Consider the following 24,975-nt stretch of genomic DNA (forward strand, 5'->3'; position numbering starts at 1 on the left):
GTCGACTGACGTACTGTCTTCGCGACCAGTGTGTGATCAAAGGGGTGGGGATGCCTGAGTTCCAGGCCGAGTTGATACGTGCGTTGCCCGGCACCTTGCGGGAGCACTCGGCCCGGTCGGGAGGCAAGACCGCCTACCGTGACGCCCGTCGAGCCGTCACCTATCGGGCGTTGGAGCAGCGCACGGGGCGGCTGGCCGGCCATCTCGCACGGCTCGGGGTGCGGCGAGGGGACCGCGTCGCCGTCCATCTCGGCAACCGCGTGGAGGTGGTGGAGGCCTGTCTCGGTGTCCTTCGGGCCGCGGCGATCGGCGTGATGCTCAACCCCGGTGCCTCCGAGGAGGAGTTGGCCCACTTCCTCGACGACAGCGGCGCGACCGTCGTCGTCACCGAGGTGGAACTGCTGCCGCTGGTCATGCCGCTGGCGTCGGCCCGGCCCGGGACTCAGGTGGTCGCCGTCGGCCACGGCGGCATGCCGCACGGCGTGTTCGACTTCGAGGACCTGGCCGGCACGGATCCGGGCCGCCCGCCCCGCGACGACCTCGGCCTCGACGACCCCGCCTGGATCCTGTACACCTCGGGCACCACCGGGGCGAGCAAGGGCGTCGTCTCCACCCAGCGCTCCGCCCTCTGGTCGGTGGCGGCGGCCTATGTGCCGGCGTACGGGCTGGGGGAGCGGGACCGGCTGCTGTGGCCCCTGCCGATGTTCCACTGCTACGCCCACTCGCTGTGCCTGCTCGGGGTGGTCTCGGTCGGTGCCAGTGCCTATCTGCTGGAACGGGGCGGGAACGTCGTCGAGGCGCTCACCGCCGAGCCGTTCACCATGGTGGCAGGGGTCCCCGCCACGTACCGTCTGCTGCTGGACTCGCTGCGGCGGACGCCGGACGCCGTGCCCGCCTCCCTGCGGGTGTGCGTCACGGCGGGCGCACCCTGTCCTCCCGAGCTGAAGGCCGAGATCGGCAGCGCGCTCGCCGCCCCGCTCCTCGACGGCTACGGCTCCACCGAGACGTGCGGCAAGATCGCCGTCGACCGGCTCGACGGGCCCCGTGACGACGACTCCAGCGGTCCTCCGCTGGAGGGGCTCGCGATCCGGCTGGCCGACCCGCACACCGGTGCCGAGGTCGCCGACGGGGACGAGGGGGAGATCTGGGTCCGCGGCCCCGGCCTGATGACCGGCTACCACAACCGCCCCGACGCCACGGCCGAGGTGTTCACCGACGGCTGGTACCGCACCGGAGACCTCGGCCGACGCCTGCCACACGGCTCGCTCCGTGTCACCGGGCGGGTCAAGGAGCTGATCATCCGGGGCGGCCAGAACGTCAACCCGTCCGAGGTGGAGCAGGCGTTGCTCAGCTGCCCCGGCGTCACGGACGCCGCCGTGGTCGGCAGACCGCACGACGTCCTGGGCGAGGTGCCGGTCGCCCTGGTCGTCCCCGGCGCCGACGGCGTCGACACGGCGCGGGTGTTCGACGTCTGCCGGGCGCGGCTGTCCGGGTTCAAGGTGCCGGACGAGATCTACGAGACCGCCTCCGTCCCCCGCACCCCGTCCGGCAAGATCGTCCGGGCGGCGGTCGCCGAACAGCTGGCGCGGCGGCTCGCGGCGGACCGGCAGACCGCCTCGGCCGGGCTCCGCGCGCGGCTGTCGGCGGTGCCCGACGCCGTGCTCGACCTGGTGCTCGAGCAGACGGCGCGGACGGCCGACCTGCCCGCGCGGGACCTCGATCCCGATCAGCCGTTCACGGCGCTCGGGCTCAACTCGCTCGGCGGTGTGCTGCTGCGCGACCGGCTGCGCACCGCGACCGGTCTGGACCTGCCCGCGACGCTCGTGTTCGACCACCCCACGCCCGCCGCCGTCGCACGCCTCGTGCACGACGCGCTGCGCGGCGAACACGGCACCGGGGCGACCGGCACGTCCAGCGGCGCAGCGGGCGCGGAGCCCGGGGAGCCGATCGCCGTCGTCTCCATGGCCTGCAGATATCCGGGCGGCGTGGAGTCCCCGGAGGACCTGTGGCGGCTGCTCGCGGACGGCATCGACGCGACCTCCGACTTTCCCGCGGACCGCGGCTGGGACGAGGCCGTGCTGTACGACCCCGATCCCGACCGTCCCGGCACCTCCGTCACCCGCAGGGGCGGCTTCCTGCACCGGGCCGCCGAGTTCGACGCCGCGTTCTTCGGCATGGCGCCCCGTGAGGCACTGGCCACCGATCCGCAGCAGCGGCTGCTGCTGGAGACCGGCTGGGAGCTCCTGGAACGCGCGGGCCTCGACCCGTCGGGACTGCGGGACAGCGACACCGGTGTGTTCGTGGGCGTCATGCACAGCGACTACGCGGGGCGTCTGCTGCACCGGGCGGGGCACGAACTGGAAGCCCATCTCGCGCTCGGATCGGCGGGCAGCGTGGCCTCCGGGCGGATCGCGTACACCCTGGGCCTGCGCGGACCCGCCGTGACCGTGGACACGGCGTGCTCGTCCTCGCTGGTGGCGATCCACTCGGCCGCGCGGGCCCTGCGCGACGGTGAGTGTTCGCTGGCCGTCGCCGGTGGGGTGACCGTGATGGCGACGCCCGCGCCGTTCCTGGCGTTCAGCCGGCTGCGCGGGCTGGCCCCGGACGGGCGGTGCAAGCCGTTCTCCGCGGCGGCGGACGGCACCGCCTGGGGCGAGGGCGTCGGCATAGTCCTGCTGGAGCGGCTGTCCGACGCACGGCGCAACGGGCATCCCGTGCTGGCCGTCCTGCGCGGCTCGGCCGTCAATTCCGACGGCGCCTCCAACGGTCTGACCGCGCCCAACGGGCCCGCGCAGCAACGGGTGATCCGAGCGGCACTCGCCGACGCGGGCCTTTCGCCGGCGGATGTCGACGCCGTGGAGGCGCACGGCACCGGCACCGCGCTCGGCGACCCGATCGAGGCACAGGCGCTACTGGCCGCGTACGGTCCGGGCCGGTCCGCCGAACGGCCCCTGCGGCTGGGCTCGTTGAAGTCCAACCTCGGCCACACCCAGGCCGCGGCCGGAGTGGGCGGCGTCATCAAGACGGTCCTGGCGATGCGGCACGGCATCCTCCCGCGCACCCTGCACGCGGACGAGCCGTCGCCCCGGGTGGACTGGTCGTCGGGCATCGTACGGCTGCTGACCGAACAGGAGGAGTGGCGGCCGGAGGCCGGGCGTCCCCGCCGGGCCGCCGTGTCGGCGTTCGGGATCGGCGGAACCAACGCGCACGTGATCCTGGAGGAGCCCGAGACGACGGGCGCCGCCGTCCGGACCTCCCGAGGCCGGACGGCCACACCCCCGCTGCTGCTGTCCGGCGCGGGCCCGGCCGCCCTGCGGGCCCAGGCCGAACGGACCGCCACCGCCCTGCGCGAGCGCCCCGGCCTCGACCCACTGGACGTGGGGTTCACCCATGCCACCGCCCGGGCCGCGCTCACCCACCGAGCCGCGCTCACCGCCGACGACCGCACGAGCCTGCTCAGCGCCCTGGACACCCTGGCCACGTCGGCCGAGCCGCACACGAAGGGCCCCGCCGGCCGGCTGGCCCTGCTGTTCACCGGACAGGGCGCCCAACATACGGGCATGGGGCGCGAATTGTACGAGGCGTTCCCGGTCTTCGCCGCCGCCCTCGACGCCCTGTGCGAGCGCTTCGACGCCCATCTCGAACGCCCGCTGCGCCCGGTCCTGTGGCAAGCCGACGAGGGACGACTGCTGGATCGTACCGACTTCGCCCAGGCCGCTCTGTTCGCCTTCGAAGTGGCCACGTTCCGGCTCCTGGAGTCCTGGGGCGTGCGACCGGACTTCCTGGCCGGGCACTCCGTCGGCGAACTGGCCGCGGCGCACGCCGCAGGGGTCCTGTCCGAACAGGACGCGGTGCGACTGGTCGCCGCCCGGGGGAGGCTGATGCGGGAACTGCCCGAGGGCGGCGCCATGGTGGCGCTGGACGCCACCGAGGCGGAGGTGGCACGCCGGCTCACCGACGGGGTCGAGATCGCGGCCGTGAACGGCCCGCGCGCGGTAGTCGTCTCCGGCGCCGAGGAGCCGGTCCTCATGATCGCGGCAGGGTTCGCCGCGCGCGGGCGCCGAACCACCCGGCTACGGGTCAGCCACGCCTTCCACTCCGCGCTGATGGAGCCGATGCTCGCCGAATTCGATCGCGTCGCCGGCGAGTTGACGTATCGCACGCCTCGGATCCCCGTGCTCTCCGGTCTGACCGGCCGCCCGGCGACCACCGACGAGCTGTGCTCCGCCCGCTACTGGGTGCGGCACGCCCGCGAAGCCGTGCGCTTCGGGGACACCGTGCGGTGGCTGGCGGACGAGGGCCGGGTGACGGCCTTCGCCGAGATCGGCCCGGACGCACAGCTCACGGCCCAGACCACGACGAACCTCGCCGACGCGGGCGACGACCTCCTGTGCACGGCCGTAGCCCGCCGCGCCGCGACCGACCCCGAGCCGCGGACGCTGTTCGCCGCGCTGGGCCGGCTGCATGTCCACGGTCTGACGGTGGACTGGCGACGGGTGTACGCGGACAGCGGCGCCCGCCACGTCGCCCTGCCCACGTATCCCTTCCAGCGACAGCGCTACTGGCTGCCCGGCATCACCACCGACGCCGGCGCCGCCCACGGCCACCCCGTGCTCACCCGGACGGCCACCGTTCCCGGCACGGAACGCCTGCTGTGCGGTGGGCCGCTGTCCGCCGCGGCCCAGCCATGGCTGCGCGACCATGTCATCGCCGGACAGACTCTCGTGCCCGGGGCCGCGTTCGCGGACATGGTGCTGCAGGCGGGTGACGCGTGCGGCCTCGACGTACTGGAGGAACTCGTCCACCTGGCCCCGCTGCCCCTGCCCGCCGCCGACCGGGACCGGATCCAGGTCCAGGTGGCCGTGGGAGAACCGAACGGCACCGGCCGCCGTACCGCTGACGTGTACAGCCGGCCTGAGGACTCCGGCGCGCTGGGCGCCTGGACCCACCATGCCACCGGGCGACTCGGCCCCGCCGCTGGGACCCGGGACCGAGCGGCGGCCGCGCCGGCCGCATGGCCGCCGCCGGACGCCACGGCCGTGGATCTCACCGGCGCCTACGAGCGGCTGGCCGCCGCCGGCCATGCCTACGGGCCGGCGTTCCGGGGCGTCACGGCCCTGTGGCGGCGTGGCGAGGAACTGTTCGCCGAGGTCGGCCCGGTACCGGGGGAGGAGGCCCGGCGCCATGCCGTCCATCCGGCGCTGCTGGACGCCGCCCTGCACGCCACGCTGCTGGCGGAGCCGCCCGCAGGCCGGGCCCGGATGCCGTTCGCCTGGCGGGAGATGACGTTGTACGCGAGCGGGGCCACACAGGTGCGCGCGCGGATCACGACGACCGGTCCCGACACGGTCCGCGTGGACCTCGCCACCCCCTCCGGTGCGCCGGTCGCCCTTCTGCGGGCGCTGGTCACGCGCCCGGCCCCGCAGAAGAGCGCCGTGCCGGTCGGAGACCTGTACCGGCTGCGCTGGCCGAACCTGGCGGTCCCGGCGGAAGCCCCCCGCCTGTCGGTGACCGACCCCGACGACCTGGGCCTTGCCGGGATGTTCCCACCGGAGGCCGTGGCGGACACGGGGGCCGCGTCCCGGGCCGAGGACGTACCGGAGTTCGTCGTAGCCTCCCTGTCTGCCACCACCGCGGCGACCGGCCCCGCCGCCGCGCACGCGCTCGCGCTACGGGCCCTGGAACTGACGCGGACGCGACTCGCCGGCTCCGGACGGCTGGTGGTGGTGACGAGGGGTGCTGCCGACGAGGCACCGGACCTGCCCGCGGCCACGGTCTGGGGACTGCTGCGGGCCGCACAGGCGGAGTATCCCGGACGCCTCACTCTCGTGGACGTGGACGGCAGGCCCGAATCGCTGCGGCTGGTGCCCGCAGCCGTGGCCACGGGCGAGCCTCAACTGTCCATTCGTGACGGCCGGTTCGGTGTCCCGCGGCTGACGACCGCGGACCCGGCCGGGTCCGCGGTTGCGTTCGGACGCGGCACCGTCCTGGTCACCGGCGGCACGGGGTCCCTGGGCGCACTGCTGGCCCGGCACCTGGTCGGCCGGCACGGGGTGCGGCGTCTGCTGCTCGTCAGCAGGCGCGGACCGCAAGCGCCCGGTGCCCGGGCCCTTCGGGCCGAACTGGAACGGGCGGGCGCACAGGTGGACCTGGTGGCCTGCGACGTCGCCGAGCGCACCGAAGTGGAGGGACTCGTCGCCAAGTTCGGACCGGACCTGGCTGCCGTGGTGCACACGGCCGGAGTCCTGGACGACGGCGTGCTGGAGACGCTGACGCCCGAGCGACTGGCCGCCGTCCTGAGGCCGAAGGCGGACGCCGCCTGGCATCTCCACGACCTCACGAAGGAGCTGCCCCTGACGCACTTCGTCCTGTTCTCCTCGGCAGCCGGCCTGCTGGGCAACCCCGGCCAGGCCAACTACGCCGCGGCGAACTCCTTCCTGGACGCGCTCGCCGGGCACCGCGCCGCACTCGGTCTGCCCGCCCTGTCGCTGCTCTGGGGGCCGTGGGCCGACGCGGACGGCATGGCGGCCCGCACCGGCCGGGTCCATGGCGGCGCGGTACGCCCGGTCCCGCCCGAACAGGCCCTGGCGCTCTTCGACGCCGCGCTGACCGGCGCCGACCCGGTCCTGGCTCCGCTGCCGCTGGACCGCACGCCCGGAGCACTGGCCGCCGGAACGGCCGTACCACCGCCGCTGCGCGGCCTGCTGCGTGCGGCCCGGCCGATGGCGTCGTCCGATCCGGCCGGGGACGACGCACCGGACGGAACCGAAGGCGCCTGGCGCGACCGGCTGGCCCGCCTTCCCGTCTCCCAGCGGGCGACGGCGCTTCAGGAGCTGATCCGCGCCGAGACCGCCGCGGTGCTCGGTCACACGGACGCGAGCGCCGTCGACCGCGGCCTTCCCGAACTCGGACTCGACTCGCTCATGAGTGTGCTGCTGCGCAACCGGCTGAGCCTGCTGACCGGGGTGCCGCTGGCGGCGACCGTCGTGTACGACCGACCGAGCGTCGAGGAGCTCGCCGCCCATGTGCACGAGGAGTTGAGCGACTCCCTGCCCGAAGGGACGCCGGGCGTACCGGAGACGGAGGTACGGGAGACGGGCGTACCGGACACGGACGTGCCGGCCGCAGCGCGGGCCCTCGGCGGCGACGCGCCCCGCCCCGCCTCCTCACCGCTCCTCCCGGCTGCGGTGCCGACCACGGCAGGGGCCGCCACCTCCCAGGCTCCGCACCCCCTCCTCCCGCCCGGCCGGCGCGCGGTGCGCGGCCCTCGCGCCGCTCACTCCCTGCCGGCCCTGTACCGCAAGGTCTGCGAGACGGGCGACGTGGTCTCGGCCATGCACCTGCTGGTGACCGCGTCCCTCGGTGCACCCTCCTTCGGCGGTGACGACGCCGACCGGCACGAACTGCCACCGCTGCGGCCGGCCACCGGTGCGGGCGGACCGGCGCTCGTCTGCGTCCCGGGCTTCGCCCCCACCCTGGGGCGACCCTGGCACGCGGGGCTCGCCTCCTGCTTCGACGGCGAGCGGGACGTCTTCGAACTGCGGCACCCCGGCGTCGACGACGGGGACGCCGTGGCCAGGGACCTGCGGACGCTGACCGGGCTGCACGCGGCCACGGTGCGGCGTCACCTCGGCGGCCGCCCGTACGTCGTCGTGGGCCACTCCATGGGCGGAACGGCGGCGCACGCCGTCACCGAACGGCTGGCCGCCGACGGCCATCCGCCGGCCGGACTCGTTCTGGTGGACACGTACCACATCACGGCGGACCGGGAGGCCGAACCCTGGCTGCTGGCCCTGCCCGCACGGCTGCCTGTGGCCATGGGCGAGCGGTTCGACGGCGCGGTGGACGACCTGACGCTGCTGTCGCTGGGCGCGTACACCCGGATGTTCCGCGCCTGGCAGCCACGGCCCACGGGCGTGCCCACCCTGTTCGTACGGGCCACACGGCCGTTGCCGGACATGCCGGAGCGATGGCGCTCGGCCTGGCCCGGGGCCCATGAGACGGCGGACGTCCCCGGCAGCCATCTGAGCATGCTCGAGGAAGACGCGCGCACCACGGCCGCGGCGGTACGCGACTGGATCGGAGCACTCGGAGCCACGACCGGCTGACATCCGCGGCCATGGGGCGGGTCACAGCAGCAGCGGAAGGCTCACCAAGGCCATGCCACTGGCTCCGAGGGCGGCCAGGAGCGATGCCGGCCAGTTGCGGGACTGGGCGTACGTGAGCAGTCCCGTCAGCAGTCCCGCCACCACCGCGGCTAAGAGGATGAGTGCCCAGCGCAGCGACAGCCGCTCCGGCGGAGGCGTGGGCGAGGTCGGTTCGGGCATACGGCTCTCCTGCGGCTGCGTCAGAACGGGACGAGGCAGCCCTGCGTCGGCTGCCGTGCGCGCCGAGTCCCGGCCTGCTGACGGCGCTTTCCCGTACCCGGGCCGGCTCCTCGGTATCACCGAAACCTTTCGAATGACTGACCACGGTAGTCATGTGATCTAGCTCAGAGAAGAGTTCTGATGCCGCATCACCGAGCATGGGGTTCACACGGGGGCGGACACGGTCGCCGGAGCGCTCCGGTGTGCGCCCCACAGGCGTTTCGTGCTCCTCTTGGTGCCGCTCGGACAGCTGACCAGTGCGCCGCTGTGATTTAGCATCTTCAGCCATGACTGGTCCGGAAGCCGACTTGCCCGAAGGATCCGAGGACGCGCTACGACGCTCCACCGCGAAGGTGGTGGAGCAACTGGGCTGCCAGATCGTGGACGGCGGCAAGCCCCGCGACCACCACCTCACCGTGGACGCCGTCGTGCAGGAGTTCGGGATCACCCGGCCCATGGCCCGCGAAGCCCTGCAGTCACTGCACCAGAAAGGTCTGGTCGATCTGCAGCCGCGGGTCGGCGCCACCGTTCAGCCGCTGGAAGGGTGGGACCTGCTCGACGCCGACGTGATCGCCTGGCGGCTGCAGGTGGCCCCCGCCAGCCAGATGCGTTCCCTCACCGAGCTGCGGGAGGTGATCGAGCCCCGCGCGGCCCGACTGGCCGCCCTGAGCCGGTCAGCGGAGATCTGCCACGAGCTGACGAGCGGCGCCCGCACCCTGCTCGCCCTAAGCGAGGACCCGGACTTCGCGCGTCCGCAGCGGGGCGCGCCGATCCGGCAGCGCTTCAGGGACGTGGACGCGGCCTTCCACCGGGCGCTCCTCGCCGGCTCGCGCAACGAACTGTTCGTGCGCCTTTCCCACCACGTCGTCATGGCTCTGAACCACCGCATCGACAGGGACTGGGCCGGCGCTCACCGCGAAGCGGTGGTCACGCCGGTGCGAGCCGTCGTCGGCGCCGACACCGTCCAGCGGTATCCCACCCGGCCGGAGCCGATCGCCATGTGGTTGCACATGGGCCTGGCCTACGCCGTCGACCAGGGTCTGGCCACGGCGGCGGAGGCCTTCGCGGAGGCCCTCCTCGCCGAGATTCGCGGCGGCCGGCTGCACGACCCCGACGTACGTGACCGACTGCGGGCGGGCCTGGCCCAGTTCGACGCCGGCGGCCTGCCCTCCGCTCATCGAGCCGGTTTCCAGGACGCCATGGCCGCCCTGTTCCACGCGCGGCGCGCCCCGATCGTCGTCATGGGGGTCAGCGGATGCGGCAAGACCACCGTCGGCCGGTACCTGGCGGATTCGCTCAGGGTGCCGTTCGAGGAGGGGGACCGTTTCCATCCTCGGCGCAACGTGGAGTCGATGGAGAACCGGACCCCCCTCGACGACCGCAGCCGGAGTCCCTGGCTCGCCGCCGTCGCGGGCCGCATGAGAGCGGCGGGCGCGGAGGACGGGCTGGTGATCACCTGCTCCGCCCTCAGACGCATCTACCGCGAATTGCTGCGGGTGGCCCGGCCCGACACGTTCTTCCTGCACCTGACGCTCGACCAGGAGACGGCCACCTCCCGCGTGGCGAGCAGGACGTCGCACTTCATGCCCGCCTCCCTGGTCTCCTCACAGTTCGAGGACCTGGAACCGCTCGAGGACGACGAAGCCGGAATGACCGTCGACGCCACCCTGCCGGTCGAACGCATCGTCGCCGAGGTCCAGACCGAGCTGGCCCGGCGCACCTGGGGCCGCTGACACCGGCCGACCGAACGAACGAACCCACGGAGAGAGCACGCCCGGACCGACACGAAGAGGGGGATCCACCATGAAGATCGTGTCCGCAGAAGTGATCGTCACCAGCCCCGGCCGGAACTTCGTCACCCTGCGCATCACCACCGAGGACGGCGTCGTCGGCCTCGGCGACGCCACGCTCAACGGCCGCGAGCTGGCGGTCCAGGCCTACCTGGACAACCATCTGGTGCCCCTGCTCATCGGCGGTGACGCCACCCGAATCGAGGACACCTGGCAGTACCTCTACCGGGGCGCGTACTGGCGGCGCGGCCCCGTGACCATGGCGGCCATCGCGGCCGTGGACACCGCCCTGTGGGACATCAAGGCCAAGTGCGCGGGGATGCCCCTCTATCAGCTCCTCGGCGGCGCCTCCCGCACCGGCGCCCTCGCCTACGGGCACGCATCCGGCCGCGACGTGCCCGAACTGCTCGACTCCATCCGTGCGCACCTGGGGCAGGGCTACCGGGCCATCCGCGTCCAGACCGGCATTCCCGGCTTCGACTCGGTGTACGGCGTGGCCGCCTCGAGCGCGGGCGGGGGAGAGCGCTACGACTACGAGCCCGCGCGCCGTACCGCCGCCGACCGGCTCCGGCCCACCGTCGAAACCTGGGACACGCGTGCCTACCTACGGCACCTGCCCACGGTCTTCGAGGCCGTACGGGCGGAGTTCGGCCCCGAGCTGCCGTTGCTGCACGACGGGCACCACCGGATGACGCCGATCCAGGCCGCCCGACTGGGCAAGGCACTCGAGCCGTACGACCTGTTCTGGCTCGAGGACGCCACACCCGCGGAGGATCAGGCCGCCCTCCGCCTGATCAGGCAGCACACGACCACACCGCTGGCCATCGGCGAGGTCTTCAACTCCCTCTACGACTACACCACGTTGCTGAGCGAGCGGCTCATCGACTACGTGCGCTCCGCGGTGACCCACACCGGTGGCGTCACCGCGATGAAGAAGCTGCTCGATCTCGCGGCCGTCTACGGTGTCAGGTCCGGGATGCACGGCCCCACCGACATCTCCCCGGTCGGCATGGCCGCCGCGCTCCATCTGGACCTGGCCGTGCACAACTTCGGCATCCAGGAGTACATGCGGCACTCCGAGCGGACGCTGGAGGTGTTCCGCACCTCCTACCGCTTCGAGGAGGGACTGCTGCATCCGTCCGACACACCGGGGCTGGGCGTCGACCTCGACCTCGAAGCCGCACGGCACTTCCCGTACCAGCAGGCGTACCTGCCCGTCAGCAGGCTGCACGACGGGACCGTGCACGACTGGTGACGCCGGCCGCCCCGTTCCCGTGCGGCGGCCGTCCCGTCGTCCGGGACAGGTGCCGATCCGGCAGCCGTACGGCGCCCGTGAGGCCGGTCGTCCGGGTTGCTCACGGGCGTCGCGGGGCGTACGTCAGGAGGGCAGCCCCCACTTCTGGGCGCCGGTGCCGTTGCAGGTGTACAGCTGTACCTGCGTGCCCTGGGTCGTGGTGGAGTCGGGATCGTCCAGGCACAGCCCGGAGTGAGGATTCACCAGCGAGCCGTTGGTGCCGGGCTTCCACTGCTGGGCGCCGGTGCCGTTGCACGTCCACAGCTGCACCACGGTGCCGTTGGCGGTCCCGCTGTTGGCGGCGTCCAGGCATTTGCCGAGGGCGCGGACCGTGCCGTCGGCGGCCATCGTCCAGTCCTGGGCGTAGCTGCCGTTGCAGGCCCAGATCTGTGCGTGGGTGCCGTCGGCGGTGCCTGAGTCGGCCGTGTCCAGGCACAGGCCGGAGGAGACACCGGAGACGACGGCGCCGATCCGGGGCTTGGCCGGCGTGCCGACGCTGCCGCCGTAGGAGGGCGGAGCCTGGCTCGCCGCCGACGCCCAGGAGGTGTTGGCCGTGGTGCCGAGGGCGTACGTCAGCGAGCCGCCGGTGGTGATGGCCGAGGTGGGGGCGTAGGCGTTGTTCCAGGCCGAGCCGTTGAACGTCGCCGACTGCACGTAGGGAGCGTTGTCGGCGGCGCCGTCACCGGTCACGGTCAGGGTCTTGCCGGACGGCAGGGTGAGGACTGTCTGCGGGAACAGGGGCGAGCCCAGGGCCAGGTCGGAGGTGCCCGGTGTCATGGGGTACATGCCCAGCGCCGACCACACGTACCAGGCGCTCATCGCACCGAGGTCGTCGTTGCCGTCGGCCAGCCCGCCGGGGGAGTTCGCCCAGATCTGGTCCTGGATCTTCCGGACGGTGCCCTGCGTCTTGTACGGCCGGCCGGTGTAGTCGTACTCCCAGGGCAGTTCGATGCTGGGCTCGTTGCCGACCCAGGCGTAGCCGCGGTCGCCGGTGTAGCTGCGCAGAACGGTGTCCAGGTAGTCGTTCATGGCGTCGTTCCCGCCCTTGGCCGTGGCGAGGCCGGCCACATCGAACGGCACCATGCCGGTGTAGATCCAGGAGTCGGCCTCGACCATGTCGGTGCCGCTGGTGGGGTCGAAGCCGCCGGTCCAGGTGCCGTCGGCGTTGCGCGGCTGGACGAATCCGGACGCCGGATCGAGGACGTTGCGCCAGTCCTGGGCGCGGTCGGTGTACTTGTGCTGGGTGGCGCTGTCGCCGAGAGCTCCCGCGAACGAGGCCAGGGCGAAGTCGGCGGTGTCGTACTCCAGGGTCGTCGCCACGGGGCCGTAGAAGTTGCAGCAGCCGTAGCTGCCGTCGTGCGGCAGGTAGCCCGGGGAATCCAGGTAGTTCAGGCCGGGGCGGTTGTTGTTCGTCCTGCTCGCTTCGGCGATCATGCCCTTGAGGGCGGCGGCCGTGTCGAAGTCCCTCGCGCCGAAGGCGTAGTAGTCGGCGATGATGGCATCGGCGGGGTCGCCGACCATCACGTAGGACTCGCCGTTGTTCTCCGACCACTTGGGAAACCGGCCGGTCTGCGTGTAGTCGTCGACCATCGACTGGGCGGTGTCGGAGGCCACCTGCGGGGCGATGAGGGCTTCGAGCTGCGCCTGGCTCCGGTAGATGTCCCAGCCCGAGTAGTTGCCGTACACCGCCGTGTGGCCGGAGTCGACCGTGTGGGTGGCGCCGTCGAACCCGGGATACCGGCCGTCGGCGTCGCTGATCACGTTCGGGTGCAGCAGGGAGTGGTAGAGCGCCGTGTAGAACTGCGTCTGCTGGTCTGTGGTGCCGCCGGAGATCCGGGCCCTGCCCAGGAGCTTGTTCCACGCGCTCTTCGCGGCGTCGCGAGTGGCGTCGAAGTTCCAGTCCGGGTTCTCGGCGGTGCGGTTGGCCACGGCGCCCGCGGCCGACACATACGAGATGCCGACCTTGGCCTGCACGACCGGGTTGGACGTCGTGTCGAACGTGACGTATCCGTTGGAGGCCGCCGCCCGCGGGGCCGGACTCGCTTTACCCCTGCTCGCCTTGGGCAGGGTGCCGTGGAGTCTCGGCCTGTTGGGCGGCTCCGCGGCGTTCTTCGACGCCGGGGGAACGGTGGGCGGGGCCTTGGCCGCTGGAGCGGCGGCGGTGCCCTGGCCGGTGAAGGGCCGGTCGAAGACCATGTTGAAGTAGACGGTGTACGTGTTTCCCGCACCGCAGAAGTGGCCGCTGGTGACCTGCCCGCTCACCTCGGTGTCCGACACCTTGGTGAACCGGGTGTTCGACGCGCCGCTCTGGCTGCCGGCGACCTTGAAGATCAGGTTGGCGCGCGTGCTCGCGGGGAAGGTGAAGCGGGCCATGCCGCTGTGGGTCGTCGCGGTCAGCTCGGTGTTCACGCCGTTGCCGAGGCCGGCCTTGTAGGAGCCGGCCGTGGCGGACTCGTCCTGGTGTTTGAAGCCGATGGCGGCCCCGGTGTCCACGGCGCCGACCGTGGGCAGCACGGGTATGTCGCCGGACGCGCCGCAGCCGGGGCCCGCGATGTGCGTCAGGCTGAAGCCGGTGATGGAGGAGTCGTTGTACTGGTAGCCGCCGCCGGGCGGCCGCGAGGGGGTGTCCGGACTCCACTGGACCATGCCGAACGGCACGTCCGCGCCGGGGAAGTCGTTCGCGTCGTTCGAGGTGCCGAGGAACGGGTTGACGAGTGAGGCAGGGTCGGAGACGGGCGCGGCCTGTGCCTTCCTCGTGCCCGTGGGATGCGAGGTCGTCGCCTGGGCGGGGAACGCGGCGATACAGGCCAGGGCGGTGCCGACGCCGAGGGCCGCGGTGAGCGCACGGCGTCTCGGGCGCCGTCCGGATCTGGACCGGCTGGATGTGGGCATGACAAACAAGCTCATCCTTTGCGTCCTTCCTGAAGGGGTGGACCTGGTGCGGCTTGCGGCAGTTGCGGATGGGCGGCCTCTACGACGCGCCCCGCGACCGGAGATCGGCCTCTGACATCGTTGTCAGAGCGGAGGCGGGAGCATCGGCACGAAAGGCAGAGGAACGCATGCGAAGCTCCTGAAGGGCGACGCCGCACACAGGGGCCGGCGGCTGGAGGGGGGTGCGCTCCCAAGCAAGCTAGTCAGCGGTCGGAGGCGCGTCAATGGCCGTACGCAGACTTGGGGACGCGACCGTGGAAGTGCCGTACTTGCGAGCGGAGTTGGCAAGTGCTCGGCTACGCCGGGACGCTGACCGCCCCCGCCGTACCTTCGGCTGGACGTGGTCACCACCAGTAGGCGGGGTAGCGAGGTGCATGCCTGGGCAGCCCGGCGACGATCCCGGCGCTCACCAGGAGCAGAGTCGCGGTGAGCAGAAGGGCGAGGAAGCGGAGCGGGGCGGGTGACTGGAGGACGACGATGACGGCGGTGGCCGCTGCCGGGGAGTGAGGCGTCCTGGTGATCATCATGGTGCCCAAAGCGAGGCCGCCTGCGAGTGCGGCGGCCCAGGACGAGCTCCCGCAGGTGGCCAGTACCAGGTAGCCGCCGATCGCGGACAGCAGGTGGCCGCCGATCAGGCTGCGTGGTTGCGCGAGAGGCAGTCTCGGGGTGCTGTGCACGAGGGCGGCGCTGGCTGCGAGGGGCGGCGCAGTCCTGGCCTCCATCCAACCAGTAGGTGCTGCTGATACGACGGGCGCCCCCCTGGAGATCGAACATCCGGTCCCGCACACCGTGACCTGGGGCCAGCTACTCCGACGGCGTCCAGGGGGCAGACAGCAGATCGGCGACGCTGCGCCGCTCGCGGTGCTCGGGCGGCTCCTCGGCCGCCTTTCCCAGCGCGACCATGGAGACGATCGCCCATCCCGGGTTCGGGCCGAGTTCTTTGGTGAGGCCCTCCAGGTCGAAGGCGCGGAACTGGTGCGCGGACAGTCCCATCGCCTGGGCCTGGATGGTCATGTGGGCGATGGCCTGGCCGAGGTCGTAGTCCGCGAACTCGGAGTAGGGCAACTGCGTCTCGTCCACGTGGCGGCGTGTCAGCATGACCACGAGCAGGCCTGCGTCCGTCGCCCACCGGGCCGAGCTGCGTGCGAGATGACGCACCACTCGTCCGTGATCCGGTTCACCGGGACGAGCGGTGAAGAAGCCCCAGGGCTGGGAGTTGCCGGCGGACGGCGCCCACCGCGCGGCTTCCAGCAGCAGGTGCAGCGTGTGGTCGTCGATGGCGGACGACGGGTCGAACCGGTACGGGCTGAACCTCTGCGCGAGCAGAGGATGGAGGGAGCCGCGCGGTTGCGGATCATGTCGCATGCCCGCGTACAACCGTTCGGCTCACGGGCGTATTCCGGACGTCGGCCGCGGTCGGGCGGCAGGCTTGTGGCTCCGACGGAGGCGCGGTGGTGGTGACCGACCGTGCGTCCGTCCGGGTGAGTTGACCGGAGCCGTCCTCCAGGGGGCTTGACTGGATTCGAGTGGTTTCACGGCCGGACCGGGGCGGCGCCATCGCTACGTTTCCGCCGCACGTCCATGGTGGAGCGCATCGTCAATTCCCCCTGGCCGCGGTGACCCGGCGACAGCCGGGATCAAGTCCGTCTCACCCCACACCGAGAAGGGAACGCTCGTGCGAGCCATCACTGTCCGGGATCGCGAGGCCGGGATCACGGGACTGGCCCTTGAGGACCTTCCCCATCCGCACGCAGCCGAGAACGACGTCATCATGCGGGTGCATGCCGCGGGTTTCACCCGAGGAGAGCTCGACTGGCCCGCGACCTGGGCCGACCGCGCCGGCCGTGACCGCACGCCGAGCGTGCCCGGCCACGAGGTCTCAGGGGTGGTGACGGACCTCGGTTACGGAACGACCGGCCTCACGGTGGGTCAGCAGGTGTTCGGACTGACCGACTGGGCCCGCGACGGCTCGCTCGCCGAGTACGTCGCCGTGGAAGCCCGCAACCTCGCTCCGCTCCCCGCCGACATCGACCACACAGTGGCAGCCGCACTGCCCATCTCCGGACTGACCGCCTGGCAGGGCTTGTTCGAGCACGCCCGTCTCACCACCGGTCAGACCGTTCTGATCCATGGCGCCGCCGGCGGCGTCGGTTCGATCGCCGTCCAACTTGCTCAGGAGACAGGAGCCCGAGTGGTCGGCACGGGCCGCACCGCCGACCGGAACACCGTCCTCGGCCTGGGCGCGCACGCGTTCGTCGACCTGGAGGCCGACCGGCTGGCGGACGCAGGCCAGGTCGACGTCGTGTTCGACGTGATCGGCGGCGACATCCTCGACCGCTCGGCCGCCCTCGTGCGTACCGGCGGCACGCTCGTCACCATCGCCCATCCGCCCACCGTGCGCCCCGACGACGGGCGCGCCCTCTTCTTCGTGCACCTCCTGGGGGTGACCGCGACGTCCCGGGGCCTAACCTGGACCCCATGTCAGTTCGTGGAACCCGACCGCGCACGCCTCGCCGACCTCGCCCAGCGTCTGCGGGACGGCCGGCTGAGGGTGCGGGTCGGCGCGGTTCGTCCGCTGACCGAGGCAGCAGCCGCCTTCGCCCCGGGGCAGCGCGTTTCCGGCCGCACGATCATTCGCGTCGCTGAGGGGTGACGGCTGAGGACTGAGGGGTTAGGGCTGAGGGCTGAGGGGTGAGGGCGGGGGCGCCGTCCGATCGAGCAGTCTCGCCGCCGGCCGGGGCTGCTCCACGGGATGGTGTGCCTCAACCACGCGCCGCGTCACCGGTCTTTGGACGCGGGCGGCGCCTCAAGGCATGGTGGCCGCCGCAGTAGGGGCCGCCCCCCACCGACACCGCATGCCCGGCCCGACAAGTCCGGGCAGTGCTTCGCCATGTCGGGTGGTCCTGTCCCGCCTCGTGGCGGGCGGCTTGCCGGCAGGAGGCCGGGGAGGCGGAAGGGCGCCGGGGCGAGTCGTGCCTCGGCCGGTCAAGCGGTCCGAACGTCGTCGCGGCCTGCCGCATCGGGTGCCGTCACCGTGAACAGTTCGCCGGCCTGTGTCAGTTGCAGCAGGCGTTCGGGCTGGGTCTGCAGGCCGGTGACGGCAAGGCGGCCGCCTTCGGCGTGCAGGCGGTGGCGCAGCTGGATCAGCAGGTTCAGGCCGCTGGAGTCCATGAAGGACACCGCCGACAGGTCCAGGTACAGCGTCTTGCCGGTCAGGGGGATGATGGAGGTGGCCTCGGCCAGTGCCGGGCAGGTCTCCAGGTCCATCTCCCCGCTCACCGTGACCACAGTGCGGTCGATGTGCTGCTGTGTCACCACGGTCAGATCTTCCACGGTTCGCCCCTCGATTCCGGGGTCGAGCCCATCACGCCCTCCACCGATGGAGGGCATCAAGCACGCGGCGTAGGGCCGCGTACAGCCGAGCGAGACAACCCGTACCGTGTCCCGGTCGCCGGGAAGACGACCTTCAGGACCGGCGCGGGGCCTCCCACCAGACCAGGCTGGTTGCCCCTCGAGCGTCGCACAGGCGGTTCGCCTTTACCAGCACGCCCCGTCCTCAGGGCTGCCACCTACTCCGGTACCGGAAAGGTCCACTGTGGTGGACCCGTTGAGCGCGGCGTTCACGGTGGGGAAGACGGGGAGCAGCGTGTCCAGGCCGAGAATGCGCCAGACCTGCTGGTAGTGGTCGCTGAGGGCGGCGAGGCGCAGGGTACCGGCACGATCGTCGAGCACGCGCGACAGCGTGATGATCATGCTGATGCCCGAGGAATCGAGGTACTTCACTTCGGAGGCGTCCAGCACGAGGGTGCTGCAGTCCTGGTTGGCCAGGTCCGTGCACTGGGCGGCGACGTCGGAGGCGTTGTCGTAGTCGACCTCCGCCGGCAGCCGGGCAACCATCGTGTCTGTCTGCCGCATCCGCACCCTGAGCATCGGCAACGGGCTCCCATCGCAATCATTTCCGGCCATGCCGTCCCGCAGGTACCGGCACTCTTCCCATCGCCGCCCCACCCCGGCGACACCTCCGCGCTTACCCTGAACGACCATGGCCACGCCCGCTTCGCGGACAGTACCGGTGAGCAGGCCGTTCCCGGGGGGCGGGCCGCTCTGACCGGTTCGACCTATTCGGGCAGCCCGGTGTGGAGGCGTACCGTGGTGCCTTCGTCCGGGGTGGACCGGATCTCGACCAGATCGCAGAGCTGGTGGACGAGCCACAGGCCGCGTCCGCCGACCTGTCTGGCGCTCGGCATCGTGCGCCCGGCCAGCGGATCCTCGAGGTAGCCGGCGTCGCGGAACTCGCAGACGAGCCTGCGCTCCTCGCCCCAGGTGCGCAGCACGCCTTGTCCACCACCGTGGCGGATGCTGTTGGTGGCCACCTCCGTCGCGGCCAGGTGCAGCTCGCGCAGGCGTCGACCGGTCAGGCCGTGCTGCTCGGCGCAGGCAGCGATCTTCTCTCGCAGGGCGGGCAGGTCTCCGCTGGTGTAGACGAATTCGTCGTACGGGTCACAGGGGTCGGTGAGCGGAACGAACGCATACGGTGCCCGCGCCTCGTAGCCCTCGCTCAGCACCGTCCGGCCGTCTCTGCGGATCTCTGGATGGCAGCGGGCCATCTCGGTCAGTGCGGCCTCGTCGCGGGCGTCGAAGGGGCACAACAGCCACCAGGCCGGACCCTGGGCGAACGCTCTGTTGAGCAGCCACTCGTGGTAGCGCAGTTCCGAGGCCTCAGCGGAGCTGCGGACCTCGTCCCAGGGGGATTCGCCGATCCCGCGGACGGGCCGCCCTTCCGAAGCGTGTTCCTTGACCCATTCCTGCCAGGCGGCGATGAGCCGGCCCGGATGATGCGCCACCCGGCTGGTGTCGACGTAGCGCACGGTGCTGTTCTCACGGATCTCGGCACGCAGCAAAGACGCCTTTTCCTGCGGCACGGCCACGACGACGGCCTCGTCACCCTCCAGCGCCTCCTGGATGAAACTCACAGCGCCCGCGAGGAACTCATCGCCGCCGGAGTACGGATACAGCTCGTGCCGGTACCCGGCTCCCGTGGCGGGGGTGGGCGAAGAGGAGGTCACGGTGTCATCACCACCGGAATGTCGGGGCTCGCGAAGCCGGACAGCGTCCAGGCGAGCCGCACGGTCTCGTTGGCGCCTTCCAGGATGACCTTGCGATCCGGAAGGTACCTGGCGGCATCGGCCAGGGCGCTCATGCCGGCGGCGTCGAAGAACTCCAGGGTGTGGCAGAACATGCGCACCGTCGGCGTGTGGGCGAGGAGGGTGCACAGGATGGTGCCGAAGGTCACCGCGCCGTCGCTGTCGACGGTCCCGGTCACCGTCCAGCCTTCCTGCTCGGTCCGGTACACCCGGAAGGCGGGTGACACCGGACGGCTGCCCAGGTGGTGGGGATGCACGCAGCTGATCTGCTGCAGAGCCGAGAGGTCCCAGTCGGCACCGCTGTAGGCGCAGACCACCATCGCTCCGGTGTCGGCGGCGAACTCTTCGAGATCGAGCTCGCTGCGCAGCCATTCGCCGTCGTGTTCCGTGCGGAACCCGGGCATGACGTGGTTCAGCACGCGAAGTGAGCGGAACCCCTCGCGGTCGGCGGTGGCCGCCTCCCGGCGTACCGCGGAGAGAAGCGAACCCTTCAGCCGGGCGGGGTCGAGTACGAGCTGTGCGAACTCGCTTCCGGCCTGCCGGGCGGGCCCGATGATCACCACCTTGTCGCCGTGCAACGCACCGTCCGCGACGAAAGCCCGGCTACGGTCGATGACGTCGTCGGCACGATCCAGCACGTGGCAGACATGATCGCCCGTGTCTACCTCGTCCAGGGTTGGCAGTACGCGCGGCGTTCTCACCTGTCCTCCCTCGGCTCCCCACCACTTTACTGCCGTTTTCACCGCCTCCCAGCTGATGTCTGGGTCCCCACCGATCTCGTGAGCAACGCCGGACAACACCCGAAGCAAGCTCCGCTCCGGCGTTCACCGGCCACGGCCGGCCGTCAGCCGATGGCGGTCTCGCTGTCGGGGAGGAGGGGGAAGACCTGGTCGAGGCCGACGATGCGCAGCACGCGCAGTGTGTGCGCGGGGACTGCGGCGAGCGCGATGTCGGCCTGTGCGGCGTGGGCGTGGTTGCGGGCGGCGATCAGGGCGGTGATGCCGCTGGAGTCGCAGAATTCCATGCCGCCCAAGTCCAGGACGAGGCGCCGGCCCGGCTGGAGGGTGAGCGCCGTGACCTGTTCGCGAAGCCGGGGGGCGGTGCCGTAGTCGAGTTCGCCGATGATCTCCAGAACGGGACCGGTCGAGGCGTCTCGGATGGTGATCTTCAACGGGCTCATGATTCGTTTCTGGTCCGAGGGGCGGGGGCGGGGGCGGGGGCGGGGACGCCCAGGGCGAGCAGGGCGGTGTCGTCGTCCACGCCGTCGCCGAAGCCGTCGAGCAGGCCGCTCAGGGCCTGGATGACGGCGTGCGGCGGTTCGCCGGCGTGATCGGTGGCGAAGGCGAGCAGGCCGTCGTCCCCGTACAGGCTGGTGCGGTCCTCACCCGTGCGTGCTTCGGTGAGGCCGTCGGTGTAGAGCAGGAGGGTGTCGCCGGGGGCGAGGACGGTGGTGGCGGTGGCGAAACGGGCCTCGGGCAGGATGCCGACCAGCAGGCCGCCGGGTGTGGGCAGGTAGTCGGCCGCACCGTCGCCGCGCAGGACGAGGACCGGCGGGTGGCCGCCCGAGGCGAGGTGGACGGCGACCTGGCCGGTAGCGGGGTCGGGTTCGAGCGTGCCGAAGACGGCCGTGCAGTAGCGGGGGTCCGCGCTGACGCCGTAGCGCTCGTGCAGCACCTTGTTCAGTGTGGTCAGGGCGGAGACGGGGTCGGGGTCGTGCAGGGCGGCGGCGCGCAGGGTGTAGCGGGTCAGTGAGGTGAGCGCTGCGGCCTGCGGTCCCTTGCCGCACACGTCACCGAGGAAGAACGCGAAGCGTTTGCCGTCGAGGGGGAAGACGTCGTAGAAGTCGCCGCCCAGCCGGTCGGGAGAGGCGGTGTGGTAGTAGGCGGACGTCTCCATGCCCGGGACCGGTGGCAGGGTGTCGGGCAGCAGCGACTGCTGGAGTACGGCCAGGGCGTCCTGGAGCCGGGCACGGTCGGCTTCCGCCTGCTTGCGTGCCTCTTCGGCCGCTCGGCGGCCGCGCAGGAGTTCGTCCTCGTAGGCGCGGCGGTCCCGGGCGTCGAAGACCGTGGTGCGGATCAGCAGGGGCTCATCCATGCTGCCGTGCTTGACCACCGAGGAGACCAGCACCGGTATCCGGCCGCCGTCGGCTCGCTTGACGTCCAGGGCGATTCCGCTGAGCTCGCCCTGCAAACGCAGGAGCGGCGCGAAGTGCGTCTCGTGGTACAGCTTGCCGCCCACGGTCAGCAGGTCGGTGAACCGCATCCGGCCGACGACCGCGGCCCGCTCCAGGCCGAGCCAGTCCAGCAGCGTGGTGTTGATCTTCGCGATGGTGCCGTCCATCAGCGTGGAGAGATAGCCGCACGGCGCGGACTCGTACAGTTCCTCCGCGCTGTCCTCCAGCAGCGCGGCGAACGCCGCGTCCGACGTCTTCCCGTCGTCGGCGTCGTGCGGGTCGGGCTGCTGCCCGGTGCGGCACATCATCGCAGGTCTGCCAGGAATGCGGTGATCGCCTGGTTGGTGGCTTCGGGCGCGGACAGGTGGGGGCAGTGCCCGGTGGCGTCCAGGGTGACGAGCGTCGAGCCGGGTACGGCCCGGTGGACGAAGGCGCCGACCTCCCTGGGGGCGATGACGTCCTGGGTGCATTCCAGCACGAGCGTCGGCACCGCGACCTTCTTCAGATCTTCCCTGGAATCCGACAGGAAGGTCGTACGGGCGAAGACGCGCGCCATGTCCGGGTCGGTGGCGCAGAAGCTGTTCTTCAGCTCCTCACCGAGCTGCGGACGCTCGGCGTTGCCCATGATCACCGGAGCCATCGCCGCCGACCAGCCGAGATAGTTGGACTCCAGCGAGTCGAGCAGCTCCTCGATGTCCTCGGCGCTGAAGCCGCCCCGGTAGCCGTCGTCGTCGATGTAGCGCGGAGACGGCGCGACCATCACCAGCGCACCGATCCGCTCGGGAGCCAGGCCGGCGGCCAGCACCCCGATCATGGCGCTGACCGAATGCCCGACGAACACCGCATCGCGCAGGTCGAGCGCCTCGCACACCTCCAGCACGTCCCGGGCGTAGCCGTCGAGCGAGGCGTAACGTTCCGCCGAGAACGCGGACGGCTCCGAGCGGCCCGACCCCACATAGTCGAACAGCACCACCTGGTGGTCCTCGGCCAGCGCAGGCACCGTCAGCCGCCACATGTTCTGGTCGCACCCGAACCCATGGGCCAGTACCACCACCCGCCCCTGCGGGTTGCCGGTGACGGTGACGTTGTTCCTGCGGACGATATCCATCCGATCAGTCTCTCAAGCTCTGGCCACCGCTCTCGCTCAACCTCTGGCCACTGATGTGGACCAGCACGGAATCACCCCACACCCCGGCCGCCACCCTCACGAAAACCCGGCCGCCGCCCTGGTGCATGTCGTCCGCGAGCCCGGTCAACGGTCACCGTCGTGCCTGGTCACCGTCGTCAACGGTCGATGCCCGCAGGACGGGAACGCCGCGGGAATGGGACGGGAAGTCGTCCCCCGACGATGGTCGAGGCACAGACCACCACCTCCATCGACGAGACGGGGCACGACCGTTGATCTCCTGACGGTTCCGCAGTGAGCAGTTCCGCACGGGGGCACGACCGCCCGCCTTGTCGAGCGGAGTTCGAAAGTTCAACGAGGGAGCCGACCATGCCAGACATCGTTCTGGATCGATTCCACTCCGATGCGTGGCACATAGCGCCGATTCGCGGGGAGACCTCCGCCGCCCCGGAGGAGAAGTACCTGGGACACCTCGCGGACCTTTCCGAGGTGCTCGCCGAGCATCTCGGTGACGTGGCGATCCGCTCGATCGACGCCGCCTGGGAGGAGAACACGCTGGACGGCGCGGACCTCCTGATACTCACGCTGCCCAGGACGGACGAGCCGCCGCTGACCGCCCAGGACCTGGCGTTGCTGCGCGGCCATCTCGCAGCCGGCCGGAGCCTGCTGCTCCTCGGCAACTCCACGAACGACACCGCGCCCTTCCCGCTGTCCGACCTGGTACCGGGGCTGGTCCTCGATCCCGGCCTCGTCTCCGTCCGCCAGGCACCCCCGGCCAGCCACCTCCTGACCTATTCGGTCTCCGCCGACGTGCTGCCGGGACACCCGGTGACCGAAGGCGTCGAGCAGCTGTACTTCCACCGGGCCAGGGGCCTGACCGTCACCGACTGCGCCGCCACCGGGATCGCCGCCCGGGACGGGCGCGTCCTCGCCGCGGCGGCCGACGTGGGCGCCGGACGGCTCGTCGTCGTGGGCGGCGGTGAGCTGTTCGCCCTGCCCTTCCTGGGGCGTGCGGACAACGCCAGGTTCCTGCTCAACACGCTCAGCTGGCTGCTCACCGGCCAGTACGCTCCGGCCGGCTCCGAACTGGCGAAGGCGGTCACACACGAGCGCTGCTTCACGGTCCGCTCGTTCTCTCCCGAGGAGGACCTGGCGAAGGCCGAAGGCTCGCACGTCGTCGACGCGACGCCGTACCGGTCCTTGCTGGAACGGATCGGCGGGGGCCTGCTGCCCGATCCCTACCAGGACCAGGCGGCCTTCCTGGTCGAGGCGGAGCTGCGCTTCGACGAAATGCCGCGGGTGATCCGGGAGGCGGTGACCACCTTCCGGCACCGGTCCAACGACTACGAGGGGCTGCTGGTCCGCGGGCTGCCGGTGGACGCGGACCTGCCCGTGACCCCCGTCGACCCCGGGCGGCGGGTGGACAAGTCGACGTGGCTGAGCGAACTCTGGCTGGCCGGATTCGCGTCCGCGCTGGGATTCCCGCTCGCCTACCTCCAGGAGAAGCACGGTCTGCTCTTCCAGAACGTGGCACCCACGCCGCACAACGCGGCCAACCTCTCCTCGGAGAGTTCCGCGATCCTGCTGGACTTCCACACCGAGACCGCGTTCCACCCGCACATGCCGGACTTCCTCATGCTGCACTGCCTGCGCAGCGACCACGACGGCATCGCCAGGACCATCATGGCGAGCGTCCGGATGGCACTGCCCCACCTGAGCCTGGCGGACCGCTGCGAGCTGTTCGTCCCGCAGTTCCGGACAGGGGTGGACTTCTCCTTCGGCAGTGCCAACGGAGTGCAGGGCAACGGTCCGACGCTGCCCGTCCTGTACGGCAATCCCTACGACCCGTACATGACCTTCGACCTCGACCTGATGGTCGGGGAGACCTCGCACGCGCAGCAGGCGCTCGAATCGCTCCGGAGCGCCGTCAACAAGGTGCAGCGCTGGGTCCGCCTGTCGCCGGGCGACCTGCTGATCGTCAACAACCGGCGTGCCGTCCACGCGCGTTCGGAGTTCCCCGCGCGGTTCGACGGCCGCGACCGCTGGCTGCAACGGGTGTGTCTGGTGAGCGACCCGGTGCCGTCGGCTGCCGACCGACGCGGCAGTGGACGCGTGGTCGAGACGGCCTTCGCCGTCTGACCGAGGCAGCGC

At 71.6% G+C, this 24,975-nt stretch carries 16 protein-coding genes; 5 read left to right on the forward strand and 11 right to left on the reverse strand.

The window, feature by feature from the left end:
• Positions 1 to 50: 50 nt before the first annotated feature.
• Positions 51 to 8,108: a type I polyketide synthase gene (locus tag AB0N17_RS35440; RefSeq protein ID WP_366015750.1), complete on the forward strand. Its 8,058-nt coding sequence runs from the start codon at positions 51 to 53 to the stop codon at positions 8,106 to 8,108.
• 21 nt (positions 8,109 to 8,129) lie between these two features.
• On the opposite strand, the gene AB0N17_RS35445 is transcribed toward AB0N17_RS35440, so the two are convergent.
• The gene (locus tag AB0N17_RS35445; RefSeq protein WP_366015751.1) at positions 8,130 to 8,327 is read right to left on the reverse strand and encodes a hypothetical protein; all 198 of its coding nucleotides are present in this window, start codon (positions 8,325 to 8,327) and stop codon (positions 8,130 to 8,132) included.
• Positions 8,328 to 8,653: 326 nt separating this feature from the next.
• On the opposite strand from AB0N17_RS35445, the gene AB0N17_RS35450 reads away from it, so the two are divergent.
• Positions 8,654 to 10,099, forward strand: a complete 1,446-nt coding sequence (locus AB0N17_RS35450; protein WP_366015752.1) for a gluconokinase, GntK/IdnK-type — start codon at positions 8,654 to 8,656, stop codon at positions 10,097 to 10,099.
• Positions 10,100 to 10,169: 70 nt separating this feature from the next.
• Positions 10,170 to 11,411 (forward strand): D-mannonate dehydratase ManD, encoded by a 1,242-nt coding sequence (gene manD, locus AB0N17_RS35455; protein WP_366015754.1) that lies wholly within the window; start codon positions 10,170 to 10,172, stop codon positions 11,409 to 11,411.
• A 123-nt stretch (positions 11,412 to 11,534) separates the two neighbouring features.
• On the opposite strand, the gene AB0N17_RS35460 is transcribed toward manD, so the two are convergent.
• From AB0N17_RS35460 to AB0N17_RS35470, 3 genes are all read right to left on the reverse strand, one after another.
• Positions 11,535 to 14,342, reverse strand: a complete 2,808-nt coding sequence (locus AB0N17_RS35460; protein WP_366015755.1) for a lectin — start codon at positions 14,340 to 14,342, stop codon at positions 11,535 to 11,537.
• A gap of 383 nt (positions 14,343 to 14,725) precedes the next feature.
• The gene (locus AB0N17_RS35465; RefSeq protein ID WP_366015756.1) at positions 14,726 to 15,103 is read right to left on the reverse strand and encodes an HPP family protein; all 378 of its coding nucleotides are present in this window, start codon (positions 15,101 to 15,103) and stop codon (positions 14,726 to 14,728) included.
• Between the two features lie 82 nt (positions 15,104 to 15,185).
• Complete coding sequence (locus tag AB0N17_RS35470) at positions 15,186 to 15,746, reverse strand: nitroreductase family protein (RefSeq protein ID WP_366015757.1); 561 nt, start codon at positions 15,744 to 15,746, stop codon at positions 15,186 to 15,188.
• 310 nt (positions 15,747 to 16,056) lie between these two features.
• Between AB0N17_RS35470 and AB0N17_RS35475 the strand changes: the two genes are divergently transcribed.
• A complete protein-coding gene (locus AB0N17_RS35475; protein ID WP_366015758.1) occupies positions 16,057 to 17,034 on the forward strand; it encodes an NADP-dependent oxidoreductase in 978 nt (325 codons plus the stop codon).
• A 332-nt stretch (positions 17,035 to 17,366) separates the two neighbouring features.
• Here the strand turns inward: AB0N17_RS35475 and AB0N17_RS35480 are convergent, their stop codons facing one another.
• From AB0N17_RS35480 to AB0N17_RS35510, 7 genes are all read right to left on the reverse strand, one after another.
• A complete protein-coding gene (locus tag AB0N17_RS35480) occupies positions 17,367 to 17,714 on the reverse strand; it encodes an STAS domain-containing protein (RefSeq protein ID WP_366015760.1) in 348 nt (115 codons plus the stop codon).
• A gap of 204 nt (positions 17,715 to 17,918) precedes the next feature.
• A complete protein-coding gene (locus tag AB0N17_RS35485) occupies positions 17,919 to 18,296 on the reverse strand; it encodes an STAS domain-containing protein (RefSeq protein ID WP_366015761.1) in 378 nt (125 codons plus the stop codon).
• A gap of 203 nt (positions 18,297 to 18,499) precedes the next feature.
• Positions 18,500 to 19,447 (reverse strand): sensor histidine kinase, encoded by a 948-nt coding sequence (locus tag AB0N17_RS35490; RefSeq protein ID WP_366015762.1) that lies wholly within the window; start codon positions 19,445 to 19,447, stop codon positions 18,500 to 18,502.
• Entirely contained in the window at positions 19,444 to 20,226 is a 783-nt protein-coding gene (locus tag AB0N17_RS35495) for an MEDS domain-containing protein (protein WP_366015778.1), read from the reverse strand. Before AB0N17_RS35495 ends, AB0N17_RS35490 begins: the two co-directional genes overlap by 4 nt.
• Positions 20,227 to 20,369: 143 nt before the next feature.
• Positions 20,370 to 20,705 (reverse strand): STAS domain-containing protein, encoded by a 336-nt coding sequence (locus tag AB0N17_RS35500; protein WP_366015763.1) that lies wholly within the window; start codon positions 20,703 to 20,705, stop codon positions 20,370 to 20,372.
• Positions 20,702 to 22,003 carry a SpoIIE family protein phosphatase gene (locus AB0N17_RS35505; protein ID WP_366015779.1) on the reverse strand — a complete coding sequence of 434 codons (1,302 nt, stop codon included), beginning with the start codon at positions 22,001 to 22,003 and terminating at the stop codon, positions 20,702 to 20,704. The genes AB0N17_RS35500 and AB0N17_RS35505 overlap by 4 nt, the downstream gene beginning before the upstream one ends.
• Entirely contained in the window at positions 22,003 to 22,806 is an 804-nt protein-coding gene (locus tag AB0N17_RS35510) for an alpha/beta hydrolase (protein WP_366015764.1), read from the reverse strand. Before AB0N17_RS35510 ends, AB0N17_RS35505 begins: the two co-directional genes overlap by 1 nt.
• 387 nt (positions 22,807 to 23,193) lie before the next feature.
• Between AB0N17_RS35510 and AB0N17_RS35515 the strand changes: the two genes are divergently transcribed.
• Positions 23,194 to 24,963: a TauD/TfdA family dioxygenase gene (locus tag AB0N17_RS35515; protein WP_366015765.1), complete on the forward strand. Its 1,770-nt coding sequence runs from the start codon at positions 23,194 to 23,196 to the stop codon at positions 24,961 to 24,963.
• The last annotated feature ends 12 nt before the right edge of the window (positions 24,964 to 24,975 follow it).

The organism is Streptomyces sp. NPDC051133 (assembly GCF_040682635.1).
Classification (GTDB): Bacteria; Actinomycetota; Actinomycetes; order Streptomycetales; family Streptomycetaceae; genus Streptomyces.

What these genes read in the sequence shown, in the direction of transcription:
- AB0N17_RS35440 (WP_366015750.1), top strand. Translation starts at nt 51, where the DNA reads ATGCCTGAGTTCCAGGCCGAGTTGATACGTGCGTTGCCCGGCACCTTG.
- AB0N17_RS35445 (WP_366015751.1), bottom strand. Translation starts at nt 8,327, where the DNA reads ATGCCCGAACCGACCTCGCCCACGCCTCCGCCGGAGCGGCTGTCGCTG.
- AB0N17_RS35450 (WP_366015752.1), top strand. Translation starts at nt 8,654, where the DNA reads ATGACTGGTCCGGAAGCCGACTTGCCCGAAGGATCCGAGGACGCGCTA.
- manD (WP_366015754.1), top strand. Translation starts at nt 10,170, where the DNA reads ATGAAGATCGTGTCCGCAGAAGTGATCGTCACCAGCCCCGGCCGGAAC.
- AB0N17_RS35460 (WP_366015755.1), bottom strand. Translation starts at nt 14,342, where the DNA reads ATGCCCACATCCAGCCGGTCCAGATCCGGACGGCGCCCGAGACGCCGT.
- AB0N17_RS35465 (WP_366015756.1), bottom strand. Translation starts at nt 15,103, where the DNA reads ATGGAGGCCAGGACTGCGCCGCCCCTCGCAGCCAGCGCCGCCCTCGTG.
- AB0N17_RS35470 (WP_366015757.1), bottom strand. Translation starts at nt 15,746, where the DNA reads ATGCGACATGATCCGCAACCGCGCGGCTCCCTCCATCCTCTGCTCGCG.
- AB0N17_RS35485 (WP_366015761.1), bottom strand. Translation starts at nt 18,296, where the DNA reads ATGCGGCAGACAGACACGATGGTTGCCCGGCTGCCGGCGGAGGTCGAC.
- AB0N17_RS35500 (WP_366015763.1), bottom strand. Translation starts at nt 20,705, where the DNA reads ATGAGCCCGTTGAAGATCACCATCCGAGACGCCTCGACCGGTCCCGTT.
- AB0N17_RS35505 (WP_366015779.1), bottom strand. Translation starts at nt 22,003, where the DNA reads ATGTGCCGCACCGGGCAGCAGCCCGACCCGCACGACGCCGACGACGGG.
- AB0N17_RS35510 (WP_366015764.1), bottom strand. Translation starts at nt 22,806, where the DNA reads ATGGATATCGTCCGCAGGAACAACGTCACCGTCACCGGCAACCCGCAG.
- AB0N17_RS35515 (WP_366015765.1), top strand. Translation starts at nt 23,194, where the DNA reads ATGCCAGACATCGTTCTGGATCGATTCCACTCCGATGCGTGGCACATA.